We start from the raw sequence: 24,475 nt of genomic DNA on the forward strand, positions 1-24,475 counted from the left end.
CACCGGAACCGCCTGCCCTCGCGGATTCGACAGCGGACGTCCAAATGGTGGCAGAACAGGGCGAGTTCGGCCACGGGACGTACGGGTTCCACGTAAGGTCCCACACTGCCTGGCCAGTGCTCCGGAGGCCTCGGCCCCTTCGCCCCGACAAATCCGTTGGTGATCACTAGATGCGTCAGGCGCTGGCGGGGGGAGTGATTGTTTCGGATTGCGGTGATTAGTGCGGGATTCGGCTTTTGTCTGCGGGCTGGGCGGCCTGCGGGCGGGTGTGGGGCTGTGGAGGGTTTCAGGGGTCGGCCGGGTTCTGGTCGAGGGTGTCGAGGAAGGCGGTGAGTTCGGTGGTTTCGGGGGCGTTCAGCTCGCCGTGGATCGCGAGTGCCTGCTGGGCGTGGTTGCGGGCGGTGTCGGGGTCGTCCGGGGCCAGGGTGTCGGCGATGCCCTGGTGGGCGCGGGCGATCTGTGGGCTGCTGTCGATGGCGCGGGCGATGTCCAGTGCCAGCTGGTGTCGGCGGTGGGAGGCGTCGCTGCGGCCGGCCGCGTGGTAGGTGGCACCGAGGTCGTTGAGGACTTCGCTCTCGGCGCGCCGGTCGCCCATCCGGCGGCTGAGGGAGAGCGCCCGTGCGTGGTGGCCGACGGCTTCAGCGAACTGGCCCAGCTGCCGGTAGCCGGTGCCGATGTTGGTGAGGGTGAGAGCTTCGCCCCACGGATCACCGATGCTCCGGTAGCGCTCCAGCGCCCGCCGGTGGTGGTCGAGGGCCTCCGCAGGCCGCCCGAGCCGGGCGTAGACCGCGCCCAGGCTGGTCAGGCTCAGAGCCTCGCCCCACGGGGCGTCGATGCCGCTGTAGAGAGCCAGGGCCTGCTGGTGGAGGTCGATGGCCTCCTCGCTCTTCCCCAACTGCCCTTGAACTATGCCGAAGTTGGTGAGGACGACGGCCTCGCCCCACGCGTCGTCGATCTCCCGGCACAGGGCCAGCGCCTCCATCCCCCGGTTGAAGGCGTCCTCGTGCCGGCCGGCGTACCAGCAGGCGACGGCGAGGCTGGTCAGGGTCTCGGCGTGGGCCAGGCGGTTGCCGAGGCCTTCAGTGGCGGCCAGGGCGAGTTCATGGGTGTTGACCCAGTCCAGGGTGCGCCCCCGGATGTCGAAGAAGTGCTGGAGGACATGGGTGTACTGCCAGACGTGCTCGCTGCTGCCCCGCGCGGCGGCGTGCGTGATCAACGCGACGAGGTTCGCGTGCTCGGCCTCGTACCAGGCCAGAGCCGAGGCCCGGTCGCTCACGTTCGGGGTGTCGGAGGGCGGGCAGGCGATCTCGAAGGGGAGCAGCCGCTGTCCCGGCGCCACCAGGGGGCGGGCGTTGAGTGCGGTGCGCAGATAGTGGTCGAGGAGCCGGCGCTCCGCCTCTTCCCGCTGTGCGGGCGGCTCGGTCTCGCCCAGGACCTCCTGCGTGTGCCGGCGGAGCAGATCGTGCAGTTGATAGCGGTGGGGTTCGTGCTGCTCCAGCAGGTGGACGTCGACGAGTTCCTCCAGCCACTGCCGTGCCGTCGCCACGTCCGTGTCCGCCAGGGCCGCGGCCGCGTACGCGTCGAGATCGGCGCCGGGGTGCAGGCCGAGCAGCCGGAACAGCCGCTGATGGCCGGGGCTGAGGCGCGCGTAGGAGAGGGCGAAGGCCGCGCTCACCGCCTGCTCGTTGCCGCCACGGCCGGAGGGGCGGCGGCCCGCGCGAAGCTCGGAGGTGAGGTCTTCCGCGCTCCATGCGGGCCGGTGGGCGAGCCGGGCCGCGGCCATCCGGATGGCCAGCGGCAGGTAGCCGCACAGCTCGGCGATCTCGGCGACCGCCTCGGGCGCGTCGGCGACCCGGTTGTGTCCCGCGATCCGGGTCACCAGCGCGCACGCCTCCACCTCGGGCAGCACATCGAGCGAGAGCGGGACGGCACCCTCCAATGACAGGAGCCGCCGCCGCGAGGTCACCAGCACCGCACACGAGGCGGAGCCGGGCAGCAGTGGACGTACCTGCTCCGTGTCGGCGGCGTTGTCCAGCACCACCAGCGCCCGCCAGCCCGACAGTGTGGTACGCCACAGAGCCGACCGCTCCTGAAGGGTGTGCGGGATCCGCGCGCCGTCGACACCTGCCATGCGCAGCAGTGCCTCCAGCGCCGGCGCCGGGCCCATCGGGGCGTACCCCGGGGTGAAGCCATGCAGGTCGCAGTAGAACTGGCCGTCCGGGAACCTTCCGGCCAGGAGATGGGCGGCGTGCACCGCCAGCGTGGTCTTGCCGACGCCCGCCATGCCGTCGATCGCCGAGACCACCACCGCGCTCGCGCCGCCGCTGACCAGCTCCACGAGCCGGGCCACCTCGGCGGTGCGCCCGGTGAAGTCCGGTATGCCATACGGCAGATACCGTCGGCGCCCGAAGGGTCCGGACTCCGCCGCCCCCTCCGGCTCGTCGGCCGCAGCCATGGCGAGCAGGCGCCGCTGGTCGTCCGACCCCAGTCCGAGCGCCTTTGCGAACTCCCGCACCGAGGCCATACGGGGCACCCGTCCCTGCCCGGACTCCAACGCGCGGACGGTCCGGGCCGACAGCCCCGCCCGCTCCGCCAGCTCCTCCTGGGTGAGCCCGGCCCGCCGCCTGTAGCCGCGCAGCACCGTGTCGAACCGTTCCGGCATGTCCTCCTCCTCGCCCCGCAGGCTCGGGCCACACCGCTCCACTTCCCTGCGCGACTGTGGCCGACCCGGAAGAACGTCCGCTAAACGTCCGCTGGACGTCCTGTCGGCGTCAGGGGGACAGACGGCAGCATCGTACGTGCCCCGCCGACCAGGGGCAGGCCGTCAACCCGCAACGTGGGGACGCCCGTTGAAGCGCCGCCAGCCCGTTACGTGGTCGACGCATCCACGCATCTCGTCAACAACTGGGAGGTCTGCATGATCAAAGGTCGTATCGCAAGGACAGTAGCCTTGACGGCGCTCGTCTTGGGGGGAGCGCTGTCCCTCGCGCCGAGCGCTGCAGCGGACAGCGGCTCGTCACAGACCGCTGTTCCTGTGTCCAGTAACTCGGCACTGCAGTCATGTTGGGGCCAACGGGTGTTCGGCAGCGCGGGCCACCATGGGAACAAAACCTGGTGCGACTCGGGGCGATACCGTGAGGTGATCACGTGTGAGACCCTGGGCGGCTATCAATACGTGCACTACGGTCCCTGGGTATGGGCGAGCGCGGAGAGCACCGCATGGTGCAACCTCGGCGACGAGATCATCGGAGACTCGACGCAGGTGGGGTGAGTCGAGGCTCCACGGATGCCCTAGCGCCGACCCGCCCGCCCCCTCATCGCAGACCTCTGCCAGACCTGGTGGGTTGTTGCGCCCGCTTCAACGGCCAGCGCTCACAACACAGCCCCGGGGCTCGTGTGCACTTCACTGACCGTCGGTTCAACAACTCTGTGGCCCTGCGGTCACTGTCACCGTCACCGTGCTCAGCTGCTCGGCGCCTACTGGTTGGGCAGTTCCGCCCACTGTGCCGAGGGGCACCGTTGTGAGGGATGCGGTCACTGCACCGGTAAGGCCGTCGGCTGTGCGGGTGCCGGGCCTGTGGCTCGCCATGATGGCGCTCGCGGCCGGCTCGGTCGTTGGCGCCATGGTGGCGGTCCTGATGATGTGAGGAGTGTCAGCTGATGGCCGCTGGACTATGGGACTGGGCCGGCCGCATCAGGCGGGGTTGTCGGAGGTGATGCGGGCGAGCAGTTCGCGGGTTTGCTGGGCTCGGTGGTGTCCCGGAGGCAGGAACTGCTCGCAGTCCGTTAGTGCCTGGCGGACCTCCGCTTCAGCCTCGCTACGGCGGCCGAGGCCGTGCAGGGCGGTGGCGGCGCCGAGCCCGACGGCCCCGGCGCCGCCCCGGCCGTATTCCGGTACCGGCTTACGGGCCTCGGTGAGCGCCTCTGCGTGGCGGCCTTGGCCGTTGAGGCTGCGGACCAGGCTGCAGCTCAGGGCCATGACGGCATCTCCCTCGGCACGGGGCAGGGCACCGCGGGCGACAGCTTCGGCCTCCTGGTGGCGGCCTTGGCCGTTGAGGGCGTGCACCAGGCAGTGGAGCGCGGCCAGCTCCACCTCCACGGAATGCTGGGCGATGCGGGCCAGAGCGTTGAGGACGTCGCGGCACTCACTCTCGGCTTCGCCGGGCCGCTTCAGATGACAGAGCGCCTGCGCACGGTTCACCCGGACCGCGAGCGATGTCGCGTAGTGACGCATGCTCGGCGGTTCGGCCAGCTCGGCCAGCAGCCCGTCCAACTCGGACAGGGCCTGCGCGGGACGTCCTTGCGCCAGGACGGCGCGTGCGGCCAGCAATGAGGCGGCCACGTTCGCCGGGTCGCCCCGCCCCGGGTCGCCCCGCCCCGGGGCGCGCCGTGCGGCACCCTGGAACGTACGCGCCCGGGTCTCGGCCTCCTCGGCACGGCCCGCACGCAGGAGCTCTTTGATACCGCGCAGCACCAGCGCCGAGGCCTGGTCGACTCCGCCCGTGGCCGACGCAGGCTTCGCGCGGGCCAGGAGGTTTCGTAGGGACTTCACGGACCGGAAGGCTACGCGGAGCAGCTCATCGGGGATCGACGGGGTGCTGCCGTGTCCCAATCATTCGTATCCGCCGGTCAGCGGGACGTTCTCCCGGGCTGTCGCCGCAGACCCGAGGCACGTTCCGACACTCACCTCAGATCTTCGAGGGATCGTCCTCGGTGACGTGCTTGCCGGTCATCTGGAGTCCGTGTCGGCCGGGCCTGCACAGGAAGATCAACCACTGATGAACTGCCACTTGCTGGCCACGCGGTCGTTCTTCTCGCACCATGCGGTCGAGCCCCGGCGGTCGCCCAGCCAGCGCCACTGGCCCTGGTGCTCGCCGCCGTGCCTGCAGGTGATGGTGGCACGGTAGCTTGCGGGGCCTCGGCCGTCACACCAGCCGGAGAACCTGGTGGTGTTCTGCTCCCAGACATGACACTTGGGCGACGCTTCCGCCTGGGCAGCGGGTGCCATGGTGGCCGCGCCTGTGCCGATCAGCACGGCAGATGCTGCTAACGAGGCGATCCTGAGCTTTCGCACGGTGTGCTCCCTGTCTCATCGCGGGTAGTGCGGTCAGCACACGACGCTAGGGGCAGAGCCGGGCGAGCCGCGTCCTGCCGCCGGATGAGCGTCCGCTCCACCCAGCGCGTCAGCGGGTAAACCTTGGCGGTATGCGGTGGCGCATCATCCACCGCGCGCAGCACCGCTTTTTGGCCTTCAGGGCCGCGAGACTCAGGTCAATGGGCTGCGCGGGAGCCTCGCTCGGGGACATACATCAGCGGGTAGTGGCTGGTGGATACGTACTCGCCGTCGCTGTCTGCCGCCTCCACGCTTCGCTTGCGCGGGCGCAGTGTCGTCGTGGCGGGTTCATGAACGAGGCCCCTGTCCCGGCGATGTAGTCGCGTGCCGCCGTGGGCCGTCTTGTCAGCCGCTGCCGTGTTCGCGCTGCTGGCCGCCGCACCTGCCAGCGCCGACAGCACCCAGACGTTCCAGCACCGGGCCACCGGTAAATGCCCGGACGCCAACGCCAACGGGGGCGGCTGGACCGTCTACGTGAACAACTGCAACGGCGGACTAGCAGAAATGGATCGTGCACACCTGGAACGACGCAACCAAGCAGATCGGCAACAAAGCCATCGCCGGGCTCTGCCTCGGCGTCAACCCCGCCAATCACAACGTCGGCGCCTGGGGCTGCAACTCCGAGAAGGGCGACAGCTGGATCACTGACAACACCGGCCAGGGCGTCCGCTTCTGGAACCAGCAGGCCCGCGACGAGGGCTGGGACGGCCGGTGCCTCGACGCCAACGAAGCCGGCATCTACCTCAACGGATGCAACGACGGCGACAACCAGCGCTGGTACTCCCCCCCACACCCCAATCGAAACCCTGTTGCTGGTTGTCGTGCCCGGGGTCCGGGACGCAGCACCCCAGACCCGTTGACGCGGGAACGGCAAGCGGGCTGTTGCGCCGCACTCCCACCACAGCGAGCCGGAGCCCGCTTCGGACACGGCCGCCTCGTTAAACGCCCCGAAGCTCACGCAGCCTGAACTACGGCACGATCCGCGGGATTTGGCCCTTCCTCGTGGGGGCCGGCCGGCCTCGAGTGCTTGGTCGTAGCGAGACTGTCACCGTTCCGAACACGGTGGCCAGCAGCCGCTGATGACCGGTCTCCAGCCGCGGGCGGAGCAGACCTTCGGGGCCGGTCACGTGCGGCCGTCGCTCTTCCGCGGCTTCCTGTTCGCGTCGCGCGCGCAGGTCCAGATGGTCCTGGAACAGCTGTCGCAGCAGGTCACGGCCCCTCATCTCGAGGAGGTCCGCCACCTCGTGGCGGGGCAGTTCACCCACGGCCGGCAAGGCCAGGTCCGCCACGAGCGCGTCGAATAATTTCGTCGCTGTCTCAAAGGAGTCAGCACCCGATGGGGTGTCGTACCGTTCCATCGCTCTTCTTCCTACAGGCGTTTTGGTTGGCGCCTCCGAACGTAGGAAGAAGAGGCCTCAGTCGCCAGGTCCCGGACTGAACGAGCCCGAGCCTTTGGTGCGTTCGAGCAGCGCGAACAGGCCCGGGCTGTCCTCAGTGAGCCAGCCCAGCCGCGCCAGCCGCTTCAACTTCAGCCTCACCGACTCGACCTTCGAGGCTCCGTAGCCCCAGCCGATCGCCCTCGAGACTGCCTTCGACCGCATCGGCCGCCCCGCGGCCCGCAGCACCTCCGTGATGTCCTGATACGAGGACGGCGGCACCGGCATCTCATGCCCGGCACCCACTGCGGCACCGTTGTCACCCCGATCGGCGACACCACTTCCGCCTCCCGCGGCCCCGCTTCTCCTCGCGAAGCCCGCACATCGGCAGCCACGTCGTCGAGGACCTCCCGCACCACCATCCGGGCGATCTCCACCTGCGACAGCATGTCCTCGAACGCTTCCAGCTGGCCACTCAACTCCGCGACCTGGATGCGCAGTTCAGTAGCCCGCTCCCGGATCGCAGCCTCACGCCGTTCCAGCTCCTCCGGCACGGACACCATCACACACCCCCTCACCAGAGAAGATAGGAGCGATCAGTACCCGCCACCAGCCCGCCACGCAAACGCCAGCTCAGCTCAGTCACTCAAGAAGAGCCGGACCCATACCTGCACGGACCCGAGGGACGCCTTCCTCTTCAACGCTCCGTCCGTGGTGACGTCCTGGGTGAGCTCGGCCAGGGCGCGACGGTGGTGGAGCGGCTTGTGCCCGCCGCACAGCCTCCCGGATCGTGGAGGCGCAGTGGAGCTGCTGTGCCGGAGCTGTCGACTTCATCGTTCAGGAGTGAAGAGTTAGTTGATCTAACTGAACCCTTTTCATCCCGGCTCTGATGGGGTGTACGTGCTGGTCAGAGGGGTTGGGTGACGAGGCAGGGCCCCTGGTCGTTGGCATGGTGATCTCACTCATCACACCGGCGTCCGAGGGGCCCTGTTGGTTGCGTATTCTTCCACGCTCGATGTCCCGCACGGCCTCGTTGAGCATGTTTCTTGGCTGCTCCACGCCCGCCGGCAGGAACTTAACTCGCCTTGGCGGAGACTGGGTTGTTTCAAGCAGGCCCTCCTGGCCCTGGCCCATCTGCGGCAGAACGAGACGTTCCCGCAGCTCGCGGCCGGTTCGGTGTCTCCACCACAACCGCCCGGCGGTACGTCGACGAGACACTCGACGTCCTGGCGGCGTGGGCACCGGGCCTGCACGAAGCCCTGGTGGGACTGGGTGAAGGCGACTTCGTCATCGTTGACGGCACCCTCATCCCCACCGACCGCATCAAGGCGGACGAGCCCTACTACTCCATGAAACACAGAAAGCACGGCATGAACGTCCAGGTCATCGCCCGTCCCGACGGCACACCACTCTGGTTTTCGCGTGCGCTGCCCGGCCGGACGCACGACCTGACCGCGGCTCGCGCCCACGGGATTGTGCAGGCCTGCCTCACTCGGCAGATCCTCGTCCTCGCGGACCGGGCCTACCAAGGCGCCGGCGCCACCGTCCGCACCCCCTACTACCACCACCGCGAACAGCCAGAGCACTACCAGCAGTTCAACCGCGACCACGCACGACACCGCGCACCCGGCGAACGCGCCTTCGCCCAGCTGAAAACCTGGCGCATCCTGAGGCAGGCACGCTGCTCCACCAACCGCATCAGCCGGATCATCAAGGCAGTTCACACCCTGATGACCTGCAGCTATTCAGGATGAAAAGGGTTCACTCAGGTGATCCTCAACTGCCTTCTTTTCGAAGGAATGTTGTGAATAGCGTTGGGCGTGCCAGAGCGCGTTTCTCCTGACCAGAGCCGCCCTGAGAGAAGATCACAGAGAACCGTCGGGGAAATCTTCCATATGAAGCGCATTGTTTCCGGCATCCTATCCGTTGCCGTGCTCAGCGGGACGGTCCTGGCCACCGGCACCGGCACCGCCACGGCCGCCACGGCATCGCCGTCGGTCGCCCGCATGGCCCGGCCTGTCGTCGCGGTGGACCCGATCGGCGAACGCCGCTCGATGTGCACCGTCTACAAGGACGAGACCGTTGTGGCCGGCGGGGCTGCCTGCCTGGCCTCATTCGCCTGACATGAAAGGCGCTCCCATGACCGTCAAGATCATCGCCACGCTCGTGTGGGCGGCTGTGCTGGTCGGCGTGACCATGCTCCTCAGAGACGTGGAGTGGGCCCAGTACGCGGCCACTTTCGTCCTGGCGGGTGTCTACGCCCTGATCATCAACAAGCTGGGCGGCGCGTCCCGTCAGAGCAGCCGTCTGTAGTCAGGGCCGGTTGCAGCCCGTCGGTGCGACTCCAGCGTCATCGAGCAGCACACGGTTTGCCCGAAGGCTTGGCACCCCTGCAGAGGCGCCAGGCCTTCGGGTTCTGCTGTTGCCGACGCGTTGTTGGAGCCCACCAATTACCACCTCGTAAGCGCCCGGCACGCGCACGGATTTGACGAAGTCCTCGGCGCCGTAACAGCGTGAGCAGCATAGGCTCCGCATCCGATGACCCATACGGCGGGCGCAGACGGGCAGTTGGCTGCCCGGTGCCGGGGGCGATGGGCCTCAACGCGTTGTCAGCGCCCGTTAGCCGGTCACGACGGGTATGCCGTTCGGGCGGTTGGTGAGGAGGGCGGCGATGTGGTCCGCGCAGCGAAGGGCCGCAGTGGCCATGGCGTTTCTGGTCATCCCGGCGACATGCGGGGTGAGCAGGGCGTTCGGCAGGCCGAAGAGGGGTGAGGCGAAGGCGGCGTGCTCGTGCTCGAAGGTGTCGACGGCGGCTGCCGCGAGGGGGTGTGCGGGGTCGCGCAGCGCATGGGCCAGCGCCTGCTCGTCGACGATCCCGCCCCGGGCGGTGTTCAGCAGGATCGCCCCCGGCCGCATCAGCGCCAGCTCCGCCTGACCGATCAGCCCTCGGGTCTTGGGAGTGAGAGGAAGGTGCAGGGAGACCACGTCACTGGTCCTCAGCAGTGCGCTGAGGGAGCCGGCCAAGGGCACCGGTGCCTGGGCCGGGCGCCGGGAATGGCCGTGGACCCTCATGCCCAGAGCGGTCGCCCGCCCAGCCAGTGCCAGGCCGATGCGGCCCAGCCCGACGATGCCCAAGGTCAGTTCCGACAGCTCTGCCGCCGGTGCGGCCGGTGCCCGCCAACCACCCTGATGCGCGGCATGGTTGTGCGCCGGGAGGTCTCGGGTCAGGGCGAGCAGCTGGGCCAGGGCGAACTCGGCGACCGCGTTCGCGTTGGCCCCCGGGGTATGGGTAACCGCGACACCGTGGCGGGCGGCGGCCGGCAACTCGACGTGATCGGTGCCCGCCCCGGCCCGGCCGACCACGCGGAGCCGGTTGGCCAGCACCGGATCGGTGGCCGCCGCGAGGAAGGTGGCGCGCAGCGGCACACCGGCACGGGACTTCACCGCGTGGTAGCCGAGCCCGCCCCGCACGGTCTCGGCAACCAGCGCGGACTCGTCGAAGGCGTCGAAATCGGTGAAGTCCACCCGGCCGCCCCAGGCAGCATGCGCCCCGGCCTGATCGTCCACCCTCCGAAGATTCAGCGTGATCGCCAGCCCATGGCCGAGCAGACGCCCCAACTCCAGACCGAGCAGCTCGCCAGGAGCTGCATCCAGCAGCAGAACCCGGCTCCGCTCCATGTGACACCCCCTCCCTGCACCGACCCTACTGGGAGCCAGGCACTGGCCACCGAGAGCCCCAACACCCCGTGGACGTCAGGGAAGGCCGCCCGGCATGTGACGGGGAAGCTGGGGGAGTGGGGCTACCGGCTGACCGGGGACCGAGCCGGCAGCATCACCGGGTGACCGAACTCCACACCCGGGCGGCCCTCACTGACGACGGCCGCCGGATCGGCGTCCAACTCGCCGACCAGGACCACCAGGCGCTCACCCTGGTCCTGTCCCGCCAGGCCGGTCACGCATCGGAGGGGGGAAGACCTGATGCCGTGAGGTGACCGCGTTTGGTGTCGTCTCCTATGGCGCGGACACGGATTGAGAGGACAGCGGCTGCAGGTGGTGGGCTCCGACTGACCCTGGCGGGTGACTGGTGTCATTTCGATGCCGTGGCCGGTGGCACGCTGGCGAGGCCCCGCAACCACTGCCTGGTGCTTCGGGGTCCACACGGCTGCGGGGTTCCAGGTCATCCCTGCGGTTACCATTTCCCGTCGGGCAGCCGAAATCAGCCGGGGGAATGGTCGTACATGAGCAGGGAAGAGCAGGTGGTCTCGGGGATGGGTCTTTCCTACCGGCTGACAGCAGAGGACTTCAAGGAGGCCCTCCGCGCCCGTGCGAGGGCCTCGGCCGCTGCCCGTCGTCAGCGCGTCATCATGCTGGTGTGCGGCTCGGTGGCCCTGGTGAGCGGGATCATGGCGTTGGTGACCGGCGGCAGCCTCCCCGTGCCGATGATGGTGGGCATCGTCGTGTTCGGTGTGCTCATGGTCGGCATGCCCTACCTCCAGGCCCGCCAGTTCCACAAGCTCACCGCGAACCATGGCGAGTACCGGGCGACGATCGCGGACACTGGCGTCACCATCGCGCATCAACAGGCCGCCACCACACTGACCTGGCAGGCAGCACCCCGATATGTCGAGACACCGCACCTGTTCGTGCTGCTGAGTACGGACAAGAACGCGTCCTGCCTCACCATCCTGCCCAAGCGAGGCACCCGCGACGTGGACACCCTGCGGGCAGCACTCGACCGGCATGCAGCGCGCGTCTGACTCTCGAAGCGGTCGGACGGGTCGGAGACCTTCAGTCCGTCGCTGTTGTCGGTGCCGGCGACAGGGCCTTTACGCTGCTGGATGACGTGGGTGAGCTCGTGGGCCAGTGTGCGGCTGTCCGTACCGCCGGCGCCGGTGACGACGTGGTTGCCACTGGTGCAGGTGCGGGCGCCGACTTCGGCGGCGGAGGATCTGGCCGACCAGGACTATCTCGCGTCTCGAAAAGCGCCCGCCGCCGAACAGGCCCTGGACGCGTTCGCCGCCTCGGAGCTGGGCGAACGCTGCCCGGCGGTGGCCCGGACCTGGCGCTCGGCCTGGCCCGAGTTCACGCCCCACCTCGCATTCCCGCCCGCGACAAGGGGGGTCGTCTACTCGACGAACATGGTCGAGTCGATCAACGCCCGCCCGTGGAAGGCCACCCATAACCGCAGCCATTTCCCGTCGGAGCGGGCCGCGTTGAAGGTGCTCTCCCTCGCGGTCCGAGAGCAGATCACACCGAAGGCGCGCGACGTCGACCACGTCGCTGCACACTGGAAGGAGGCACTGAACCAGTTCTCGCTGTTCTTCGAGGACCGGCTCAGCATCCAGTAACCCCAAGGCACTTACACAAGATCACAGACATGCTCGAGAGTTGAGCAGAGCGATACCCATGGGGGTGGGGCTGTGTAGTGCCGTATTGCGGTGTCGAACGGTGTGGATCAGTCCGGCCGCGCGCAGGGTGGTTGCGTGTTCGCTGGCGCTGGGGGGTGTCATACCGGTGAGAGTGGCGAGTTCTTTCGTTGAGCAGCTGGGGTGCTGGGCGATGGCGTGGAGAACAGCGGCGCGGGTTTTGCCCATCAATGAACCCAAGGGTGTTTGTGCTCCGGCCGGGGCCGGCAGCGCAAGCACAGGTGGTGGGCCCGAGTCATGGCCGACGGGGTACCTCACCACGGGCTGTGGTTCGGCGTCGATATCGATGGCGGGCGTGCCCACGCCGAAGACCGAGGGAACGAGTAGCAGCCCGCGGCCCTCAAGGCGCAGTTCGCCGTGCTGAACGACAGGGTGCGTGGCGACAACGCACTGGGCCGCACCGAACAGGCATGGAGTGCCTGCATGGCGAAGGAGGGCTACCACTTCTCCACACCGGATGAGGCGCGAAACGCGATCGCCCAAGCCATCGGAAAGGCATCCCAGCCCACCACGGAACGACTGCGCCAGCGGGAGATCGATCAGGCAGTCGCCGACGCGACATGCGACCGCATGGTGGGGCGCTCCCAGCTCGCCCGTACGCTCGTCGACACGTATGCCAACCACATCCTGCACGACCGGGCACCACAGATCACGAGTTACCTGAGCCTGCGTGACCGAGCGTTGGCGGCCTTGCCGCCGAAGCCGTAGTAGCCCTCACGGATCGTCGGCGGCTCTGGGAAGTTGCTGGTGGGTGTCAGGGTGAATCGATCTCGCCAACGGCTGCATGTTCATTCCGATCGTGGCGGTCAATAATGGCTGTTTGACCATTCCCCGAGTTTGTAGGCCTTTGGGGGCGTCGCGGGGTGGGCCTCCTTGCCCGGCCTCGTGCGGCAGGCGATGCTGGATCATCGATCTTCGGGGGGGCTGATGAGTCTGAAGGACATATACCTAGGTATTGCGGCCCGGGCGACAGAGCTGCTGGCGGCGCCGGAGGTGGCCGCGTCGTAGGAGCAGCCCAGCGCGTTGGCGGGGTTGGCTGTGAGCGGTTTGGCCGGCCATCTCGGATATCAGATCTTCAGCGTCGCCTCGGCGCTGAGGGAGCCCGCATCCCTGATGGAGACCGACCACGAGGACTACAGCGCCTACACGTCCCGCGAGTTGAGCGAGATGCGGGGCGCAGGGGATCCGGACCACGAACTGCCCGACGGGCTGCCGCAGGAGGCCCGCGAGCTCTACCGCCGCCTGCTCGGGCAGATGATGACGGACTGGCCGCCGGAGATCCGGGAACCGCTCATCGACCGCCACGTCAGCCCGGGGTGGATCATGGACGGGTACAAGGTACTGCCCCACCGCAGCCGGTTCCTCGACGAAATGCGCCACGCCGGACCGCTGCCCGACGTGTCCCTGATCCTTCTCACCGCCATGGACATCGACGACTTCAAGAAGGCCGTCCTGATCGGCGAGACCGAGCGACAACCGCGCCAGGAGATCAGCGACAAACGACGCCTCTACACAGACCTGGCCGCCTCCGTCCCCCACGGTGAGAACCGCCTCGTCGAGGAAGCCGGGCACGCCTCGATCCACTGGCGCCGTCCCGACGCCGTGCTCCAGGCGGTCAAGGATCTCCTCGGGCGGTGACCACCCCCGCAACCGGATTTCCGGCGATCCCCGGTCTGTGCCGGCCGGGGCCGGGGTGCCGGCCGGGTTCAGTCCTGGCGGCAGGCAGGGGCCGAACGTCTTCGCCTCCGGCTACCCGGGTCCGGCCGAGCTGCCCGCTGGGGCAGCCGACAGGGTGGCCCCGCCCTCCCGGCCACCACACGGTCCACAGGTGGCCGCACCGGCGACCAGCCGAAACGATGACCACAGTCAGTCCTTCCGGACTGCGGGCCGATGTTCCACGGCGCGACCCTGCGGGGAGTCATCATCGCGGTAGTGGTCTTCTTGACGTCCAGGACCGTGCGCCCCGTGCGCCCCGCCGCCCCTGCCAGTCGGACACAAAGGGGTGTCAGCGAGGAGGGGTTGGGGGCGCGTCCATCTTCGCGTCGGGCAGGTCGGCGAGTTTTCGGGCCTGGCCGCACGGCGTCCATGCGATGACGCTGGAAATGGATGCGCCGCGCGGACAACGGGACGAAGCCCGGAACGTCCAGCCAGGAGAGGGCGGAACGACGGGAAGCACGCCGTCGGATCAAGGTGCTGGAGCAGCAGATCGAGGTTCTGCGCGGGGCCGCGGCCTACCGCAGGAGCATGAGCGCCGTCGGAAGTTCAGTGGACAACGTCGCGGCGGAGAGCTGGATCGAGGCTGTGAAGCCGGAGACGCTCAAGGGCGCGAGAGTGCGGCCCACCCCCGCCACACGAGGCTCGCGGCGTCCCGCTGGGCGAGCTGATACGACACCGTCCCAGGCAGCGGACGCGATAAGCCCCCGCCGGCCCGGAGTCCGGCAGAGGCTTCGTATCGGGGATCAGTGGCCGAAGACGACTCGGCGGCGCCGTGCCCACCGCTACGGCACAGGGCGGTAAACAGGCCGGGTGGCTGGCCCCGGGGGAGTCCCGGGAACCGCAGGTCCCCGGCCTGCGCGCGGGTGCTTCCGTGCAGGCCCGCCTGGCACCCCCGTTCGCTACGCGCCATCCCACCCGTGCCTCGCCTCGGGTGCTGCCTGGTGTGCCGGAGCAAGGCTGCCGGATCAGCCCACGGCGAGTGAGAAGGGTCCGGCCAGCACCGAGTAGCCGTCATTGGCCAGGTAGTACACGTCGTAGTTGCCCGGGCCGCTCAACTTGCCGGTGGAGAAGGTCGACGCGCCGCTGGAGTCGGGTGCGTAGGCCCAGGCCAGGGACGACTGCTTGCCGGGGGCGACACCGGCTGGGTAGATGCCGATCCAGTTCTTCGCACTCACCTGCGTGGCGGACGGCACCGAGTACCGGAAGGTGACGTTGCCGCCGTTCGCGACCGAGTTCAGGTCGCCGGTGAGAGTCGGCGCCGTCCCGGTGTACGGCGCGAAGGCCGCGTTGAGCGGCGTTGCGTAGGTGTCATTGGCAGTCAGGCCGGGCAGGCCGAGGGCTGCTTCGACGGTGCGGGCGATGGCGTAGTGGTCGTAGTGGGCGGGACTGGTGGTTGCTGCCGGAACGGTGCCCTGGGAACCCACGAGCGTGGTCACGATGTGGTTGTACGCCTCATTGTTGGACTCGTCCCAGGTCAGGACGAGCAGTGAGCGCTCCTGGGTCCAGGCGGGAGAGGTCAGGACCGGGGCGAGGGTCTGCTTCAGCCAGCCGTCCTGGGTCTTGAGGCTGGTGGCGTTGCCGTTGCCGGAGGCCTCGCCGTCGTAGTAGTCGTCGGCGGCGATCCAGGAGAAGTTCGGGGTGGTCGAAGCCGATCGGAGGTCGGTGGCCAACTGCGTGGTGTCGAAGAGGTGCGCGGCACAGCGTGACGCGTTGCCGCTGACATTGGTGTAGTTGATGAATGGCGCGTCGTCGGGCTCGTAGTAACTGTCGTTGTTGTTCTTGGTGTTGCAAGGCGTGCCCATCCCCTGTTCGTAGGCCTTCCAGCTCTTGCCAGCCGCCTCCAGGGTGTCGCCCAGGTGGTGTTGGGGCGAGTTGATGTTGGGCCAGTAGGTGGCGCCCTTGGCGTAGGTGTCGCCGCCGGCGACGGCGAGGTAGTTCTCGTCGCTGGGGTGGTAGACGCCGTGGAAGTCGGTCAGTGTCGCGCCCTGATCCATGAGGCTGTGCAGGTAGGGCGTGTCGGCCGGATCGTTCATGATGGCGGAGTAGTCGGTGTTCTCCATCATGACCATGAACACGTGGTCGTAGCCCGGCACTTTCGACACGGGAGGAGTGAGCGGGGCCGGCGCAGTGACCGGTGTGTTCAGAGTGAGGGAGAGGTTGTCGACGTAGCCGGTCTCGTGTGACGTCGACAGGAACTGCACCTCGACCTGGATCGAGCGGGTACCCGCAGGTACCGGACCGGTGGTGCTACGGGCGAGGAACTTGGTGGCCAGGGCCCGGTCGGAGGCGGAGACCGTGGGCAGCTTGGCGATGCTGCCCAGCGGACGGCCGTTCGCGTCCTGGAAGTGCAGGTTCACGGCGGCGTACCCGCTGTAGGTGGTCCAGCCGCCGAGCCAGCCGGAGAGGTTGTAGCTCACCCCGCCGCCGTCCACCGCCGCGGCCGCGGAGGAGACGTCGACGGTCTGCGACATCGAACCGTCACCGAAGTTGCCGGGCCCGAAGAAGGCCTTGCCGGGAGCATTGCCGTCGCTGGGCAGCCCGAACGAACCGGCGGTGTGGCACATCACATTCACCCCGCCGGCCTGAGCGGTCCAGTCGGGCACGGTGGTGGCCGCCGCCCAGTCGTCAGTGCAGTAACCCCCAGCCTCCGCATCGCCGTTGACGATGAGATTGCCGCTGCTCCCAGCCGCGTGAGCCGGGGGAGGGGAGAAGATCAGCAAGCCGAGGAGGGCGAGCCCCCAGCTGAGGAGTCTTCGGCGCAAGTGCATTGGTGTACCTCGTCCCGTGTGAAAAGGGTGTCATGAGGGAGCGGGCTGTTCGGCCCCGGCCGTGCAGGATGAACGGGACATGGATATCGACCTCCGCCGTCAGACGGAAGAACCAAGTCCAAACTTGATTAGACAAGTTGGCATGGTGATGGTCATAGCTGTCCTGGCGGGAATCCGTGCGAGGCTGCGCAGGCCGGTCTCATCGCCGGTGGCGGCCGACGACGGCGGCCTGCCGGGCCCAGCGCTCGGCCTGGCTCTCACCCCGTTCGTGCAGCAGTTTCGCGAGCGCGTACGCGGCGCCGGCAGGCCGGCGAGCCGCGCACAGCCCGCGGCCACGCGCGGCGCGACAGAGCCCTCCAACTTCGAGAAGCCGTCGCGGAGGAAGCGGGCGCCAGCCGACGACTGCCGCCCTGACCCGCGGCAATGTGATGTAGGGGTTCGACGTGCTCTCGGAGTTGGAAGCGCAACTACGCAGCCGTGAACTGCGTGGCGGGCCAGGTGCAGGGGCCGGTAGCCGCCGCACCCAACTCCCTGTCGCTGCACCATGCGTACGAGACGCTCGGCGGCACGGGATGTTGGGAGCCGCGCTACTCGCTGGGCACGTTCCCGCTGTGCTTCCCGCGGGAGGGGGAGCCGATGCGAAGGAGTAGCCGGCTTGAACGCGGGCACCGACGGAAACTTGAACCGGCCCTCAACTTGTGGCTAAAGTTGAGAGTAGGTTCAAGTTATCTGCTGCGACCGTCCCACCGCCTGCGGCGGGAGGGTACGCACGCCCTCTCCCCTTTTCGGAGTTGCGCCATGGCGACACTGCTGCACATCGACTCGTCCGCGTTCGCGGGCCAGGCGTCCACCTCTCGGGCCGTCACCGAGGCCTTCCGCCGTACGTGGCTGGAAGAGCACCCGGGTGGCGAGGTGATCTACCGGGACTTGGCCGCCGAGCCGGTCCCGCACATCACCGCGGACGCCCACACCGCCGGGTCGCTCGACCCGGCGGAGCACACCGACGAGCAGGCTCGGGCCTTCGTCGAGCGCCTGGCTCTGATAGCGGAGCTGGAGGCGGCCGACGCGGTGGTCATCGGCGCGCCGATGTACAACTTCTCGGTGCCCTCCACCCTCAAGGCGTGGCTGGACCAGGTGATCCTGATCGGCCGCACCGCCGGCTCGCCGGAGTCGAAGGTGAAGGGCACACCGGTGACGGTGGTGACCAGCCGCGGCGGCTCCTACGCCCCCGGCACGCCCCGGGCGCCGCACGAGCACGTGCTGAACTATCTGGAGTCGGTGCTGTCGGTGATCTTCGAGATGGAGGCGACCTTCATCGTCGCGGACCTGACGCTGGCCGCGCAGATCCCGGCCATGGAGCACCTGGTCCCACTCGGTGAGCAGTCGCGGGCCGATGCGTTCGAGGGCGCCGCGAAGGCGGCCCGCGCCGCGTAGTCGCGCGCGACGACAGTGTCGGTCCCGTCTCGCGGTGCCGACACCGTCGGCGTTCCCGGCCGTGCTGAGGTCGTCGTTGCCGGCCGTGATCAGCCGGGCAGCGGGCGACTGCCGGTGCGGGCGTGCAGGCCCTCGAAGAGCAGGGCGAGGACGCGGCGGCGGCCGGCGTCGTCACCGGCCCGCACGAGGTCACCGTTGACCTGGAAGAAGCGGGCGATGTCGTCCATCCGGGCGTCCTCACGCAGGGCCCCTTCGGCGCGGGCGTCGGCGGCCAGCTCGGTGGCGAATGCCAGGGACCGGTCGCAGACCGCCTTGAGAGCTGGGGCGTTGGGGTAGCGGCGGGAGAACGCGTCGTTGAACGCCGGGTCGTCGGCCTGCGCCTGACAGATGGCCTCGACGTAGGCCAGCAGCCTCTCCCACGCGCTGCCCGCCGTGCCGTCCGCGATGGCCATCGCCGCGCGCACCTGCCGGTCGGCGAGTTCGTTGACGACCTGGTCCAGCAGCGCGTCACGGCTCCCGAAGCGGTTGTAGATCGTGCCGACGCTCACCCCCGCCAGCTTCGCGATCGTCTCCAGCGGCGTGTCGAGCCCGTGCTCGGAGAAGGCGTCCGCCGCGGCCTGGCGCAGCTTCTCGACGTTGCGGCGGGCGTCGGCGCGCAGCGGCGGCCGCTGGGGTGCCTCGGGCACAGCGCTCACCTCTCCCTGAATTGAGGAATCCGTCATGGTGTGGGCACGTTGGTTGGGGGCAGTGAATTTGAGACTACCTTCACCTTGCGGCCCACCGCCCCACTACCGCGCCCGCGCTGCCCCTACCAGGAAGAGCGCCCCATGGCGCCCGGGCTTGTCGCCGGTTGTCGTTCCGATGTTCCTCAACCCCCGGTTGGGGCGCAGCGCTGGACATGGGACTGGTCGGCTATTCACCAAGTGCGACCGGCCAGTCACCATGAGCACGGCAACGGGTCGACATCTCAGCCCTCCGAGGGCCCTACTCGCGAACAACGCATCGCCCAGTTTGTGCGACGAGGCCGGCTTGGTCGAGCAAAGTCCGTCGGTGCCGGCGTTCTGCCAGTCCCGGCGCCATCGCTGCACCGAGCAGACCGTGATCCGTAACCCTTGGTGATGTCCGCATTGCAGACACCGGCGGCGAACCGCTCGGCGGCCTCGATGCGGATCCGCTCACGAAAGGGGACCTGCTTGTCCTGCCGACCCCGACGGGAGTCCCTTCCGCCGTGGCTACGTTCCTCTGCAAGCCGGGCCGACTCGCCTTCCGACGGTGGCGGTTGATGACGCTCCTGTGGGTGCTGGTCTTCGCCGGAGTCGGCTTTGCCGCCTCGGTCGCCACCACTCCGCCGGCAGACTCCATGCCCGGCACCGAATCCCAGAAGGCGTTCGACCTCCTCCAGAAGAAGTTCCCCGCCGTCAGTGCCGAAGGCACCAGCGCCCGCGTCGTCATCCGTGCACCTCGGGGCCAGAAGCTCTCCGGCCCCGAGGCGAGGAACAAGGTCGAGATTCCCGTCGCCGACCTCAAGAAGGCTCCTGGCGTCATCGGCGCCGCCGACCTGTACCAGGCCAAGTCCGTCAGCAAGGACGGCACCACCGCCTACAGGTTGTCACCAAGAATTCCGCCCTCACTCATCAGCCTCAGACCGCCAGAAGCGGTCTTCTCGGCCGCGAGAGCGGCGAGTTCCTCCTATGGGCTTTCCCAGGCGGGGCGGGCGCCGGCAGCGGTTTCGCCGAATCTGCCCGCCGTCGAGGAGGGCAGGCGGCCATGGCAACTGAAAGGGCACGGGATCGAAACCAATCCCCAGGGCCGGCTCAGGGATATCCCCTTGATGCCGCCCAAGAACCCGAACCCGCATGGCGCGACGTCATTCGCCGGGGTCGCACAGGCGTTGGGGTGTGAAGGTCTGCCCAGTTCCGGGGCGCGGCTGGGTGAACCATGGGCCGCTCTGCCGGACACCCGGCACGTACCCCTGGAGGACTCTCCCCACTTCCCCGCACGCCAGCTGGAAGCACAATCCCCTTAGGGTGTGGCTCTTCTCCAGTGAGGTGTCTTGACCTGCGTGGTTGCTGACCGGGGTGTAGTTGCTCGATGGTCGTGGTGTCGGGTGACCGGATTCCGGGGGTGGCGGCGATGGTGTCGTGGCTGGAGGAGATCGAGCGGCGGGAGGCTGCCGCGCGGGAGCGGATCGACGAACTGCAGGCTCGGATCGCGGAGTTGTCCGAGAGTCTGACCGAGCAGGAGGCGGTGCTTTCACGGCTGGAGATCACCCGGGAGACGATGTCGGAGATCTTGTCGGGTGGGGAGGCGGTCGGGGAGCCGGAGGTGGTCCCGGTGCCGGGTGGGCCGGAGGAACCGCCGGAAGCAGGAGCGGAGGAGCGTTTCTCGGTGGGCTCGCCGGTCGGGGTGAAGCTGGTGCCGCAGTGGTCGCCCGAGCTGGAGGCCGGGGTGCTGCCGGATGCGTACCAGGACATCGTCGAGGTGCTCCGGGACGCGGTGCATCCGATGCGCGCACACCAACTCTGCGCGGTGCTGGGGCTGTCGACGGACAAGAGCAAGGTGGAGGGGTTCCGGTCGAAGCTGAAACGGCTGGTGGAGCGGGACTGGCTTCAGGAACCGGGTCCGGGACTGTTCGCTGCGCGGGGCGGCAATCCGGCGGGTTCGGGTGCGCCGGAGCGGGATGGACCGGCTGCCGGACGCCGCCGCGCCGGTGTGGCATCGGGCCCTCGCCCCTAGCGTCGAAGGTGCCACCCAGTCGACACCCGAAGGTGAGAGCCCGATGAACGGAGCGTATGAGGCCGCCACGGCGGCTGACCCCTTTGCCCGAACCGTTTCTTTCCTCACTTTCCTCATCTCCTCCCTCTCCAGCCCCGAGGTCCTGCAGTTGCCACATGACCAGGTCGAGGAGAGCGCCGAGACGGGAGCCCGGGAGCTGGGCCGCCTCCTCCTGCAGGCCCATCTCGATCTTCGCGCCCGCGTTGAGGAAGCGGCCCTCAGCGGCCTCAGCTCTTCGTCCCGGGCCGCGTTGGCCGACGGCCGCAGCCGGTTGGAGAAGAACCACCGGCGGCAACTGGCCACGATGGTCGGAACGGTGACCGTGGCTCGGTGCGCGTTGCGCGCACCGGGCCGGACCAACGTCTGCCCGGCCGACCGGGAACTGAACCTGCCGCGTGGCCGGCACAGCCTGGGCCTGCAACGACTCGCCGTACTGGAAGCCTGCCGCGGTTCCTACGACACCGCCCTTGAGGCGATCGACCGCCGTTGCGGAGCACGTCTGGTCAGCAAACGGCAGGCCCAGGAGCTGGTGCGGGCCGCCGCGGTGGACATCGACGCCTTCTACACCTGCCGCACCCCCGTGCCCGCCGGCCACGAGACGCTGCTGGTCCTCAGCTTCGATGGCAAAGGCATCGTGATGAGGCCGGGGCATCTGCGTGAGGCGACCCAGAGGGCCGCCGAGCGGGCAACGCGGACGTTCCGCACCCGCCTTTCGGCCGGGGAGAAGTCGGGCCGCAAAAGGATGGCCACGCTCGCCGTCGTCCACGACGCGGAGCCCGCCGTTCGTCGTCCGCACGACATCATCGCCCCGCCCGGCGGCCGCACCGGCCACCGCACCCCACGTCCGGGGCCGAAAGCCCGAGCGAAATGGCTCACCGCCTCCGTCGAGCACACCCCCGACCACGTCATCAGGACGGCCTTCGACCAGGCCGAGGCCCGTGACCCGCAACACCAAAGGTGCTGGGTGGTCCTGGTGGACGGCGCCACCCACCAACTCGGCCTCGTCCGCGCAGAAGCCGCCCACCGTGGCGTCACCATCCACATCGTGCTCGACATCGTCCACGTGATCGAGAAGCTCTGGGCGGCCGCACGCTGCTTCCACAGCGCCACCGACCCTAAGGCCGAGACCTGGGTGGGGACGAAAGCGGCCCGGATCCTGGCCGGTGACGCCGCTGGAGCCGTCTTCGACATCCGCTCCGAAGCCGACCACCGCCGTCTCACCGACGAGCAACGCGCGGCCGCGGACACTGCCTGCCGCTACCTGGCCAACAACGCCGACCACGTCCACTACGGCCGGGCGTTGGCAGCCGGCTGGCCGATCGCCAGCGGAATCGTCGAGGGAGCAGCACGGCACTTGATCGCCGACAGACTCGATATCACCGGCAGCCGGTGGAGCCTCGGCGGCGCCGAGGCGGTCCTCACCCTTCGCGCGCTCATCAGCAACAACGACTTCTCCGAGTACTGGATCTTCCACACCAGGAGGGAGTACGAACGCCACTATCCCCAGCCTGGCCAGCACAAGTACGGCCTCACGGCCTGATCGGTGATCTCACTCCGAAAGAGCCGCACCCATCCCCTTATGCTCCACCCCTGCCCTCGGGATGGTCCACGGTCAACCTGTTCGGCTGCCCCAAGACCCTCGGTGAGGAGAGGGACGACCGGTTCCAGGAGCAGCGCATCACCGAGTTCCTTGCCCGCTACCCGACCCTGGAGGGCTGGCAGTTCCAGCCCCCCGACGGTGCTGGACGCCCAGAAACGGGACAAAGGACACCAGGCTCACTTCCGAGCACGCTCTACGTCCCCTACCAGCCCAACCCCCGCGCCCCAGTGGAGACCATCCTCGGAACCCCCTACCGCGAAGGAATCCACTACGTCCTCCCCGCCCTGCAGGGAAACCAGCGACCGCTTCACCCCCTGCTCACCTGGTGGGGAGTGCTGTACGCCCTCGCTAGCATCGCCCGCTACGAACCTCAGAGCTGGGCCAAGTCGATCAACGTAGACAAGAGAAACGATCGCATAGCCAACGCTATCGAACACCTCCTCGAAATGGCCCTATCCGCCATCCCTGAACTCGTCACCCGCGAACTCCACCGAATGGACCGCCAGAGCCTGACCAGACGAGGTGGTCCGCCTGCCCCACGGGGCCCACCACTAGGCCACCGGTTGTTGCCCATCGGCAGTAGCCAATGATTGTCGAATGCGTCTCTGGGCCCGCCGTGAATTACCGATCGTGGTGTTCGGCCTACGGCGTTCTCCGCGAAGCCTCTACGATGCACGACACAGGCCTCTGGGCCTGAACGCCCGTTTGTGGCGAGGTAGTTGTGGCAGTGCCGCCGCTGGTCACCCGGGAAGGCAACCCGACGGCGAAGCTGGGGGAGTGGGGCTACCGGCCGGCCGAGGAGCGGGCCGGCGGAATCAACGCGGTGACCGAACTCCTGGGCAGCCCTCATGGACGGCGGCCAGCCTATCGCCCGCACCTTGCCGATCAGGACCACCAGGGGCACGGGTGGTCCCGCTGAGCGACCAGGTGGAGCCGGTGTATGGCCGTGTGCCGCTCTCGTGTCAGTAGCCGGGCGGGTTTTTTGTGCCGACTCGTGTCAGCGGGGGCGGACACGAAGCCGCCGCATAGCTCAGGAGGCGGGAAAAACCGTGTCGACTCCACGAAGTCGAGCCCGCATAGCCCCCCCTCGCCCCGGAGAGGGCAGCCGCCGGAGAGCACGGCTGCCCGCCGCCGAAGTGCCGAGGCGTCAGCTTACGGTCTCGCAGGCGCCCTGGCGGGAGGTGTAGGTGAAGGACGTGGCGCAGTAGTACCCAGGCGTCACGTTGTTGTCGAAGTTCCAGATAAAGCTGTACCAGCCGCCGCTCTCGTAGAAGTTACCCGTCTGAGCGATCACCCCCGAGGGGCCGTTGATCTGCATGTTCACCGTGCCGGCGCTGGGGAAGTGCGTCAGATTCTCGATGTAGTACACGAACTTCCCGCTGCCGTTGATGTTGATGCAGACCTCGAAGCTGCCACCCGCGCAGCCGGACGCGGAGAAGGGCCGGACCCGCGCAGCGGAGTCCCGGTAGATGTCGAGCGTGCCCTGTGCTGTCTTGACCTCCTTGACCAGCACCGAACCCGTAGGAGCAGCCACGGAGTGAGCCGGTGTCGTGCTGCTGACGCTCGCCGCGTCGGCAGCCGCTGCCCCGGTCGCACCGACAGTGCCCCCCAGGGCCATGGCGACCGTCGTCGCCTTCACTGCGGTCGACGCCCATCTCTTCGACATGAACTTTTTCGTCATCTGATCCCCGTTTCCTTTTGTTGTGCGGGAACGGCTGGATACCGCACGGTGACGCTACGGACACGGGTCCTTCGGTCGTCCTAGATTCGTCCTAGTGCGAGGTCAGCCGGGGGGAGAGAGAAAGAGCCGGCGCTGGTCGTGAAGTGCCGGGGGGAACATGAGGTTCGGCGTGCTGGGGCCGTTACCCGCGCAGATCACCGGGCGCGAGGTCCGGCTCGACAGGCCGCGGCAGGCCAAGATGTCGGCCGCGCTGCTGGTCGACGCCAACAACGTCGTCGCCATGGAACGGCTCATCGCCGTGATGTGGGACGGGAACGCACCCGCCCCGCGCTTCGCCGGGTGCAGGACGCTGTCTCCGGGCTGCGCCGCAACCTCGCCGCTTGCGAATCACCCGCCTCCTTGATCAGCACGCGGCGCGGCGGCTACCAGATCCACCTGGCCCCGGATCAGCTCGACCTGCTGAAGTTCCCGGGTAAGCGGCCCGGGTGGTCGACGTCCCGGCGTCCGGCGTCCGGCCGCCGCGACGGATCCTGTTCGGCGGGGGCGCAGTGGTCCCGTTGAATACCCCGGCGGAGCCGCTGTACGC

The 24,475-nt window shown here is 68.5% G+C and carries 26 protein-coding genes and 3 pseudogenes; 19 read left to right on the forward strand and 10 right to left on the reverse strand.

Annotation, left to right across the window (positions count from 1 at the left end):
- Positions 1-286: 286 nt before the first annotated feature.
- Positions 287-2,662 carry an ATP-binding protein gene (locus ACSHXC_RS39385; protein WP_438296132.1) on the reverse strand — a complete coding sequence of 792 codons (2,376 nt, stop codon included), beginning with the start codon at positions 2,660-2,662 and terminating at the stop codon, positions 287-289.
- 477 nt (positions 2,663-3,139) lie between these two features.
- Between ACSHXC_RS39385 and ACSHXC_RS39390 the strand changes: the two genes are divergently transcribed.
- Positions 3,140-3,271 (forward strand): hypothetical protein, encoded by a 132-nt coding sequence (locus ACSHXC_RS39390; protein ID WP_438296133.1) that lies wholly within the window; start codon positions 3,140-3,142, stop codon positions 3,269-3,271.
- Positions 3,272-3,694: 423 nt separating this feature from the next.
- Here the strand turns inward: ACSHXC_RS39390 and ACSHXC_RS39395 are convergent, their stop codons facing one another.
- Together ACSHXC_RS39395 and ACSHXC_RS39400 are read right to left on the reverse strand one after the other, a co-directional pair.
- The gene (locus tag ACSHXC_RS39395) at positions 3,695-4,552 is read right to left on the reverse strand and encodes a tetratricopeptide repeat protein (RefSeq protein WP_438296134.1); all 858 of its coding nucleotides are present in this window, start codon (positions 4,550-4,552) and stop codon (positions 3,695-3,697) included.
- A gap of 216 nt (positions 4,553-4,768) precedes the next feature.
- Positions 4,769-5,074: a hypothetical protein gene (locus tag ACSHXC_RS39400; RefSeq protein ID WP_438296135.1), complete on the reverse strand. Its 306-nt coding sequence runs from the start codon at positions 5,072-5,074 to the stop codon at positions 4,769-4,771.
- Between the two features lie 550 nt (positions 5,075-5,624).
- Here ACSHXC_RS39400 and ACSHXC_RS39405 point away from each other — a divergent pair.
- Complete coding sequence (locus ACSHXC_RS39405) at positions 5,625-6,080, forward strand: hypothetical protein (protein WP_438296136.1); 456 nt, start codon at positions 5,625-5,627, stop codon at positions 6,078-6,080.
- 112 nt (positions 6,081-6,192) lie between these two features.
- Positions 6,193-6,417, forward strand: a complete 225-nt coding sequence (locus tag ACSHXC_RS39410; protein WP_438296137.1) for a hypothetical protein — start codon at positions 6,193-6,195, stop codon at positions 6,415-6,417.
- 111 nt (positions 6,418-6,528) lie between these two features.
- On the opposite strand, the gene ACSHXC_RS39415 is transcribed toward ACSHXC_RS39410, so the two are convergent.
- Positions 6,529-6,795, reverse strand: a complete 267-nt coding sequence (locus ACSHXC_RS39415; RefSeq protein ID WP_438296138.1) for a hypothetical protein — start codon at positions 6,793-6,795, stop codon at positions 6,529-6,531.
- A gap of 643 nt (positions 6,796-7,438) precedes the next feature.
- On the opposite strand from ACSHXC_RS39415, the pseudogene ACSHXC_RS39420 reads away from it, so the two are divergent.
- The 3 genes and pseudogenes from ACSHXC_RS39420 (at position 7,439) to ACSHXC_RS39430 (ending at position 8,802) form a co-directional block, all read left to right on the forward strand.
- Positions 7,439-8,243, forward strand: a pseudogene (locus tag ACSHXC_RS39420) (transposase family protein).
- Positions 8,244-8,420: 177 nt separating this feature from the next.
- Positions 8,421-8,612: a hypothetical protein gene (locus tag ACSHXC_RS39425; RefSeq protein ID WP_438296139.1), complete on the forward strand. Its 192-nt coding sequence runs from the start codon at positions 8,421-8,423 to the stop codon at positions 8,610-8,612.
- 16 nt (positions 8,613-8,628) lie between these two features.
- A complete protein-coding gene (locus tag ACSHXC_RS39430; RefSeq protein WP_438296140.1) occupies positions 8,629-8,802 on the forward strand; it encodes a hypothetical protein in 174 nt (57 codons plus the stop codon).
- A gap of 306 nt (positions 8,803-9,108) precedes the next feature.
- On the opposite strand, the gene ACSHXC_RS39435 is transcribed toward ACSHXC_RS39430, so the two are convergent.
- Positions 9,109-10,056 (reverse strand): NAD(P)-dependent oxidoreductase, encoded by a 948-nt coding sequence (locus ACSHXC_RS39435; RefSeq protein ID WP_438296141.1) that lies wholly within the window; start codon positions 10,054-10,056, stop codon positions 9,109-9,111.
- A gap of 30 nt (positions 10,057-10,086) precedes the next feature.
- Between ACSHXC_RS39435 and ACSHXC_RS39440 the strand changes: the two genes are divergently transcribed.
- The 3 genes from ACSHXC_RS39440 to ACSHXC_RS39450 all read left to right on the forward strand — a co-directional run bounded on the left by ACSHXC_RS39440 (position 10,087) and on the right by ACSHXC_RS39450 (position 11,246).
- Positions 10,087-10,332, forward strand: coding sequence for a hypothetical protein (locus tag ACSHXC_RS39440; protein WP_438296142.1), 246 nt, complete (start codon positions 10,087-10,089; stop codon positions 10,330-10,332).
- Positions 10,329-10,481, forward strand: coding sequence for a hypothetical protein (locus ACSHXC_RS39445; RefSeq protein WP_438296143.1), 153 nt, complete (start codon positions 10,329-10,331; stop codon positions 10,479-10,481). Before ACSHXC_RS39440 ends, ACSHXC_RS39445 begins: the two co-directional genes overlap by 4 nt.
- A 246-nt stretch (positions 10,482-10,727) precedes the next feature.
- Positions 10,728-11,246: a YcxB family protein gene (locus tag ACSHXC_RS39450; RefSeq protein ID WP_438296144.1), complete on the forward strand. Its 519-nt coding sequence runs from the start codon at positions 10,728-10,730 to the stop codon at positions 11,244-11,246.
- On the opposite strand, the pseudogene ACSHXC_RS39455 reads toward ACSHXC_RS39450, so the two are convergent.
- Positions 11,183-11,446, reverse strand: a pseudogene (locus ACSHXC_RS39455) (eCIS core domain-containing protein); the annotation flags it as partial. The gene ACSHXC_RS39450 and the pseudogene ACSHXC_RS39455 sit on opposite strands and share 64 nt — an antisense overlap.
- A 31-nt stretch (positions 11,447-11,477) precedes the next feature.
- Between ACSHXC_RS39455 and ACSHXC_RS39460 the strand changes: the two are divergent.
- A pseudogene (locus ACSHXC_RS39460) lies at positions 11,478-11,837 on the forward strand (transposase); the annotation flags it as partial.
- Positions 11,838-11,858: 21 nt separating this feature from the next.
- Here the strand turns inward: ACSHXC_RS39460 and ACSHXC_RS39465 are convergent.
- On the reverse strand, positions 11,859-12,083 hold the full coding sequence (locus ACSHXC_RS39465) for a winged helix-turn-helix domain-containing protein (protein WP_438296145.1): 225 nt from the start codon (positions 12,081-12,083) through the stop codon (positions 11,859-11,861).
- 189 nt (positions 12,084-12,272) lie between these two features.
- On the opposite strand from ACSHXC_RS39465, the gene ACSHXC_RS39470 reads away from it, so the two are divergent.
- Together ACSHXC_RS39470 and ACSHXC_RS39475 are read left to right on the forward strand one after the other, a co-directional pair.
- Positions 12,273-12,623 carry a hypothetical protein gene (locus ACSHXC_RS39470; RefSeq protein ID WP_438296146.1) on the forward strand — a complete coding sequence of 117 codons (351 nt, stop codon included), beginning with the start codon at positions 12,273-12,275 and terminating at the stop codon, positions 12,621-12,623.
- Between the two features lie 330 nt (positions 12,624-12,953).
- Positions 12,954-13,553: a hypothetical protein gene (locus ACSHXC_RS39475; RefSeq protein ID WP_438296147.1), complete on the forward strand. Its 600-nt coding sequence runs from the start codon at positions 12,954-12,956 to the stop codon at positions 13,551-13,553.
- Between the two features lie 1,043 nt (positions 13,554-14,596).
- Here the strand turns inward: ACSHXC_RS39475 and ACSHXC_RS39480 are convergent.
- Entirely contained in the window at positions 14,597-16,393 is a 1,797-nt protein-coding gene (locus ACSHXC_RS39480) for an alkaline phosphatase family protein (RefSeq protein ID WP_438296148.1), read from the reverse strand.
- Positions 16,394-17,197: 804 nt separating this feature from the next.
- Here ACSHXC_RS39480 and ACSHXC_RS39485 point away from each other — a divergent pair.
- The gene (locus ACSHXC_RS39485) at positions 17,198-17,833 is read left to right on the forward strand and encodes an FMN-dependent NADH-azoreductase (protein WP_438296149.1); all 636 of its coding nucleotides are present in this window, start codon (positions 17,198-17,200) and stop codon (positions 17,831-17,833) included.
- A gap of 89 nt (positions 17,834-17,922) precedes the next feature.
- Here ACSHXC_RS39485 and ACSHXC_RS39490 read toward each other — a convergent pair whose 3' ends face one another.
- Positions 17,923-18,519 carry a TetR/AcrR family transcriptional regulator gene (locus ACSHXC_RS39490; RefSeq protein WP_438296150.1) on the reverse strand — a complete coding sequence of 199 codons (597 nt, stop codon included), beginning with the start codon at positions 18,517-18,519 and terminating at the stop codon, positions 17,923-17,925.
- 611 nt (positions 18,520-19,130) lie between these two features.
- Between ACSHXC_RS39490 and ACSHXC_RS39495 the strand changes: the two genes are divergently transcribed.
- The 4 genes from ACSHXC_RS39495 (at position 19,131) to ACSHXC_RS39510 (ending at position 22,798) form a co-directional block, all read left to right on the forward strand.
- Positions 19,131-19,859: an MMPL family transporter gene (locus ACSHXC_RS39495; RefSeq protein WP_438296151.1), complete on the forward strand. Its 729-nt coding sequence runs from the start codon at positions 19,131-19,133 to the stop codon at positions 19,857-19,859.
- Positions 19,860-19,924: 65 nt separating this feature from the next.
- Positions 19,925-20,569: a hypothetical protein gene (locus tag ACSHXC_RS39500; protein WP_438296152.1), complete on the forward strand. Its 645-nt coding sequence runs from the start codon at positions 19,925-19,927 to the stop codon at positions 20,567-20,569.
- A gap of 43 nt (positions 20,570-20,612) precedes the next feature.
- Positions 20,613-22,148, forward strand: coding sequence for an ISKra4 family transposase (locus ACSHXC_RS39505; protein WP_438296153.1), 1,536 nt, complete (start codon positions 20,613-20,615; stop codon positions 22,146-22,148).
- Between the two features lie 287 nt (positions 22,149-22,435).
- On the forward strand, positions 22,436-22,798 hold the full coding sequence (locus ACSHXC_RS39510; RefSeq protein WP_438296154.1) for a YaaC family protein: 363 nt from the start codon (positions 22,436-22,438) through the stop codon (positions 22,796-22,798).
- Between the two features lie 557 nt (positions 22,799-23,355).
- Here the strand turns inward: ACSHXC_RS39510 and ACSHXC_RS39515 are convergent.
- Positions 23,356-23,742: a hypothetical protein gene (locus ACSHXC_RS39515; RefSeq protein ID WP_438296155.1), complete on the reverse strand. Its 387-nt coding sequence runs from the start codon at positions 23,740-23,742 to the stop codon at positions 23,356-23,358.
- Between the two features lie 16 nt (positions 23,743-23,758).
- Here ACSHXC_RS39515 and ACSHXC_RS39520 point away from each other — a divergent pair, with 16 nt between their 5' ends.
- Both ACSHXC_RS39520 and ACSHXC_RS39525 read left to right on the forward strand, forming a co-directional pair.
- Positions 23,759-23,893, forward strand: coding sequence for a hypothetical protein (locus ACSHXC_RS39520; RefSeq protein ID WP_438296156.1), 135 nt, complete (start codon positions 23,759-23,761; stop codon positions 23,891-23,893).
- A 165-nt stretch (positions 23,894-24,058) separates the two neighbouring features.
- On the forward strand, positions 24,059-24,292 hold the full coding sequence (locus tag ACSHXC_RS39525; RefSeq protein WP_438296157.1) for a hypothetical protein: 234 nt from the start codon (positions 24,059-24,061) through the stop codon (positions 24,290-24,292).
- Positions 24,293-24,475: the final 183 nt, after the last annotated feature.

The organism is Streptomyces sp. HUAS TT7, from assembly GCF_051550175.1.
In the GTDB taxonomy this organism is placed as follows: Bacteria; Actinomycetota; Actinomycetes; order Streptomycetales; family Streptomycetaceae; genus Streptomyces.

Excerpts from the sequence above, each read along its gene's own strand:
- ACSHXC_RS39500 (WP_438296152.1), top strand. The coding sequence starts at position 19,925 with ATGGTCGTGGTGTCGGGTGACCGGATTCCGGGGGTGGCGGCGATGGTG.
- ACSHXC_RS39430 (WP_438296140.1), top strand. The coding sequence starts at position 8,629 with ATGACCGTCAAGATCATCGCCACGCTCGTGTGGGCGGCTGTGCTGGTC.
- ACSHXC_RS39410 (WP_438296137.1), top strand. The coding sequence starts at position 6,193 with ATGACCGGTCTCCAGCCGCGGGCGGAGCAGACCTTCGGGGCCGGTCAC.
- ACSHXC_RS39485 (WP_438296149.1), top strand. The coding sequence starts at position 17,198 with ATGGCGACACTGCTGCACATCGACTCGTCCGCGTTCGCGGGCCAGGCG.
- ACSHXC_RS39450 (WP_438296144.1), top strand. The coding sequence starts at position 10,728 with ATGAGCAGGGAAGAGCAGGTGGTCTCGGGGATGGGTCTTTCCTACCGG.
- ACSHXC_RS39385 (WP_438296132.1), bottom strand. The coding sequence starts at position 2,662 with ATGCCGGAACGGTTCGACACGGTGCTGCGCGGCTACAGGCGGCGGGCC.
- ACSHXC_RS39440 (WP_438296142.1), top strand. The coding sequence starts at position 10,087 with ATGGCCGAGCAGACGCCCCAACTCCAGACCGAGCAGCTCGCCAGGAGC.
- ACSHXC_RS39505 (WP_438296153.1), top strand. The coding sequence starts at position 20,613 with ATGAACGGAGCGTATGAGGCCGCCACGGCGGCTGACCCCTTTGCCCGA.
- ACSHXC_RS39465 (WP_438296145.1), bottom strand. The coding sequence starts at position 12,083 with ATGGGCAAAACCCGCGCCGCTGTTCTCCACGCCATCGCCCAGCACCCC.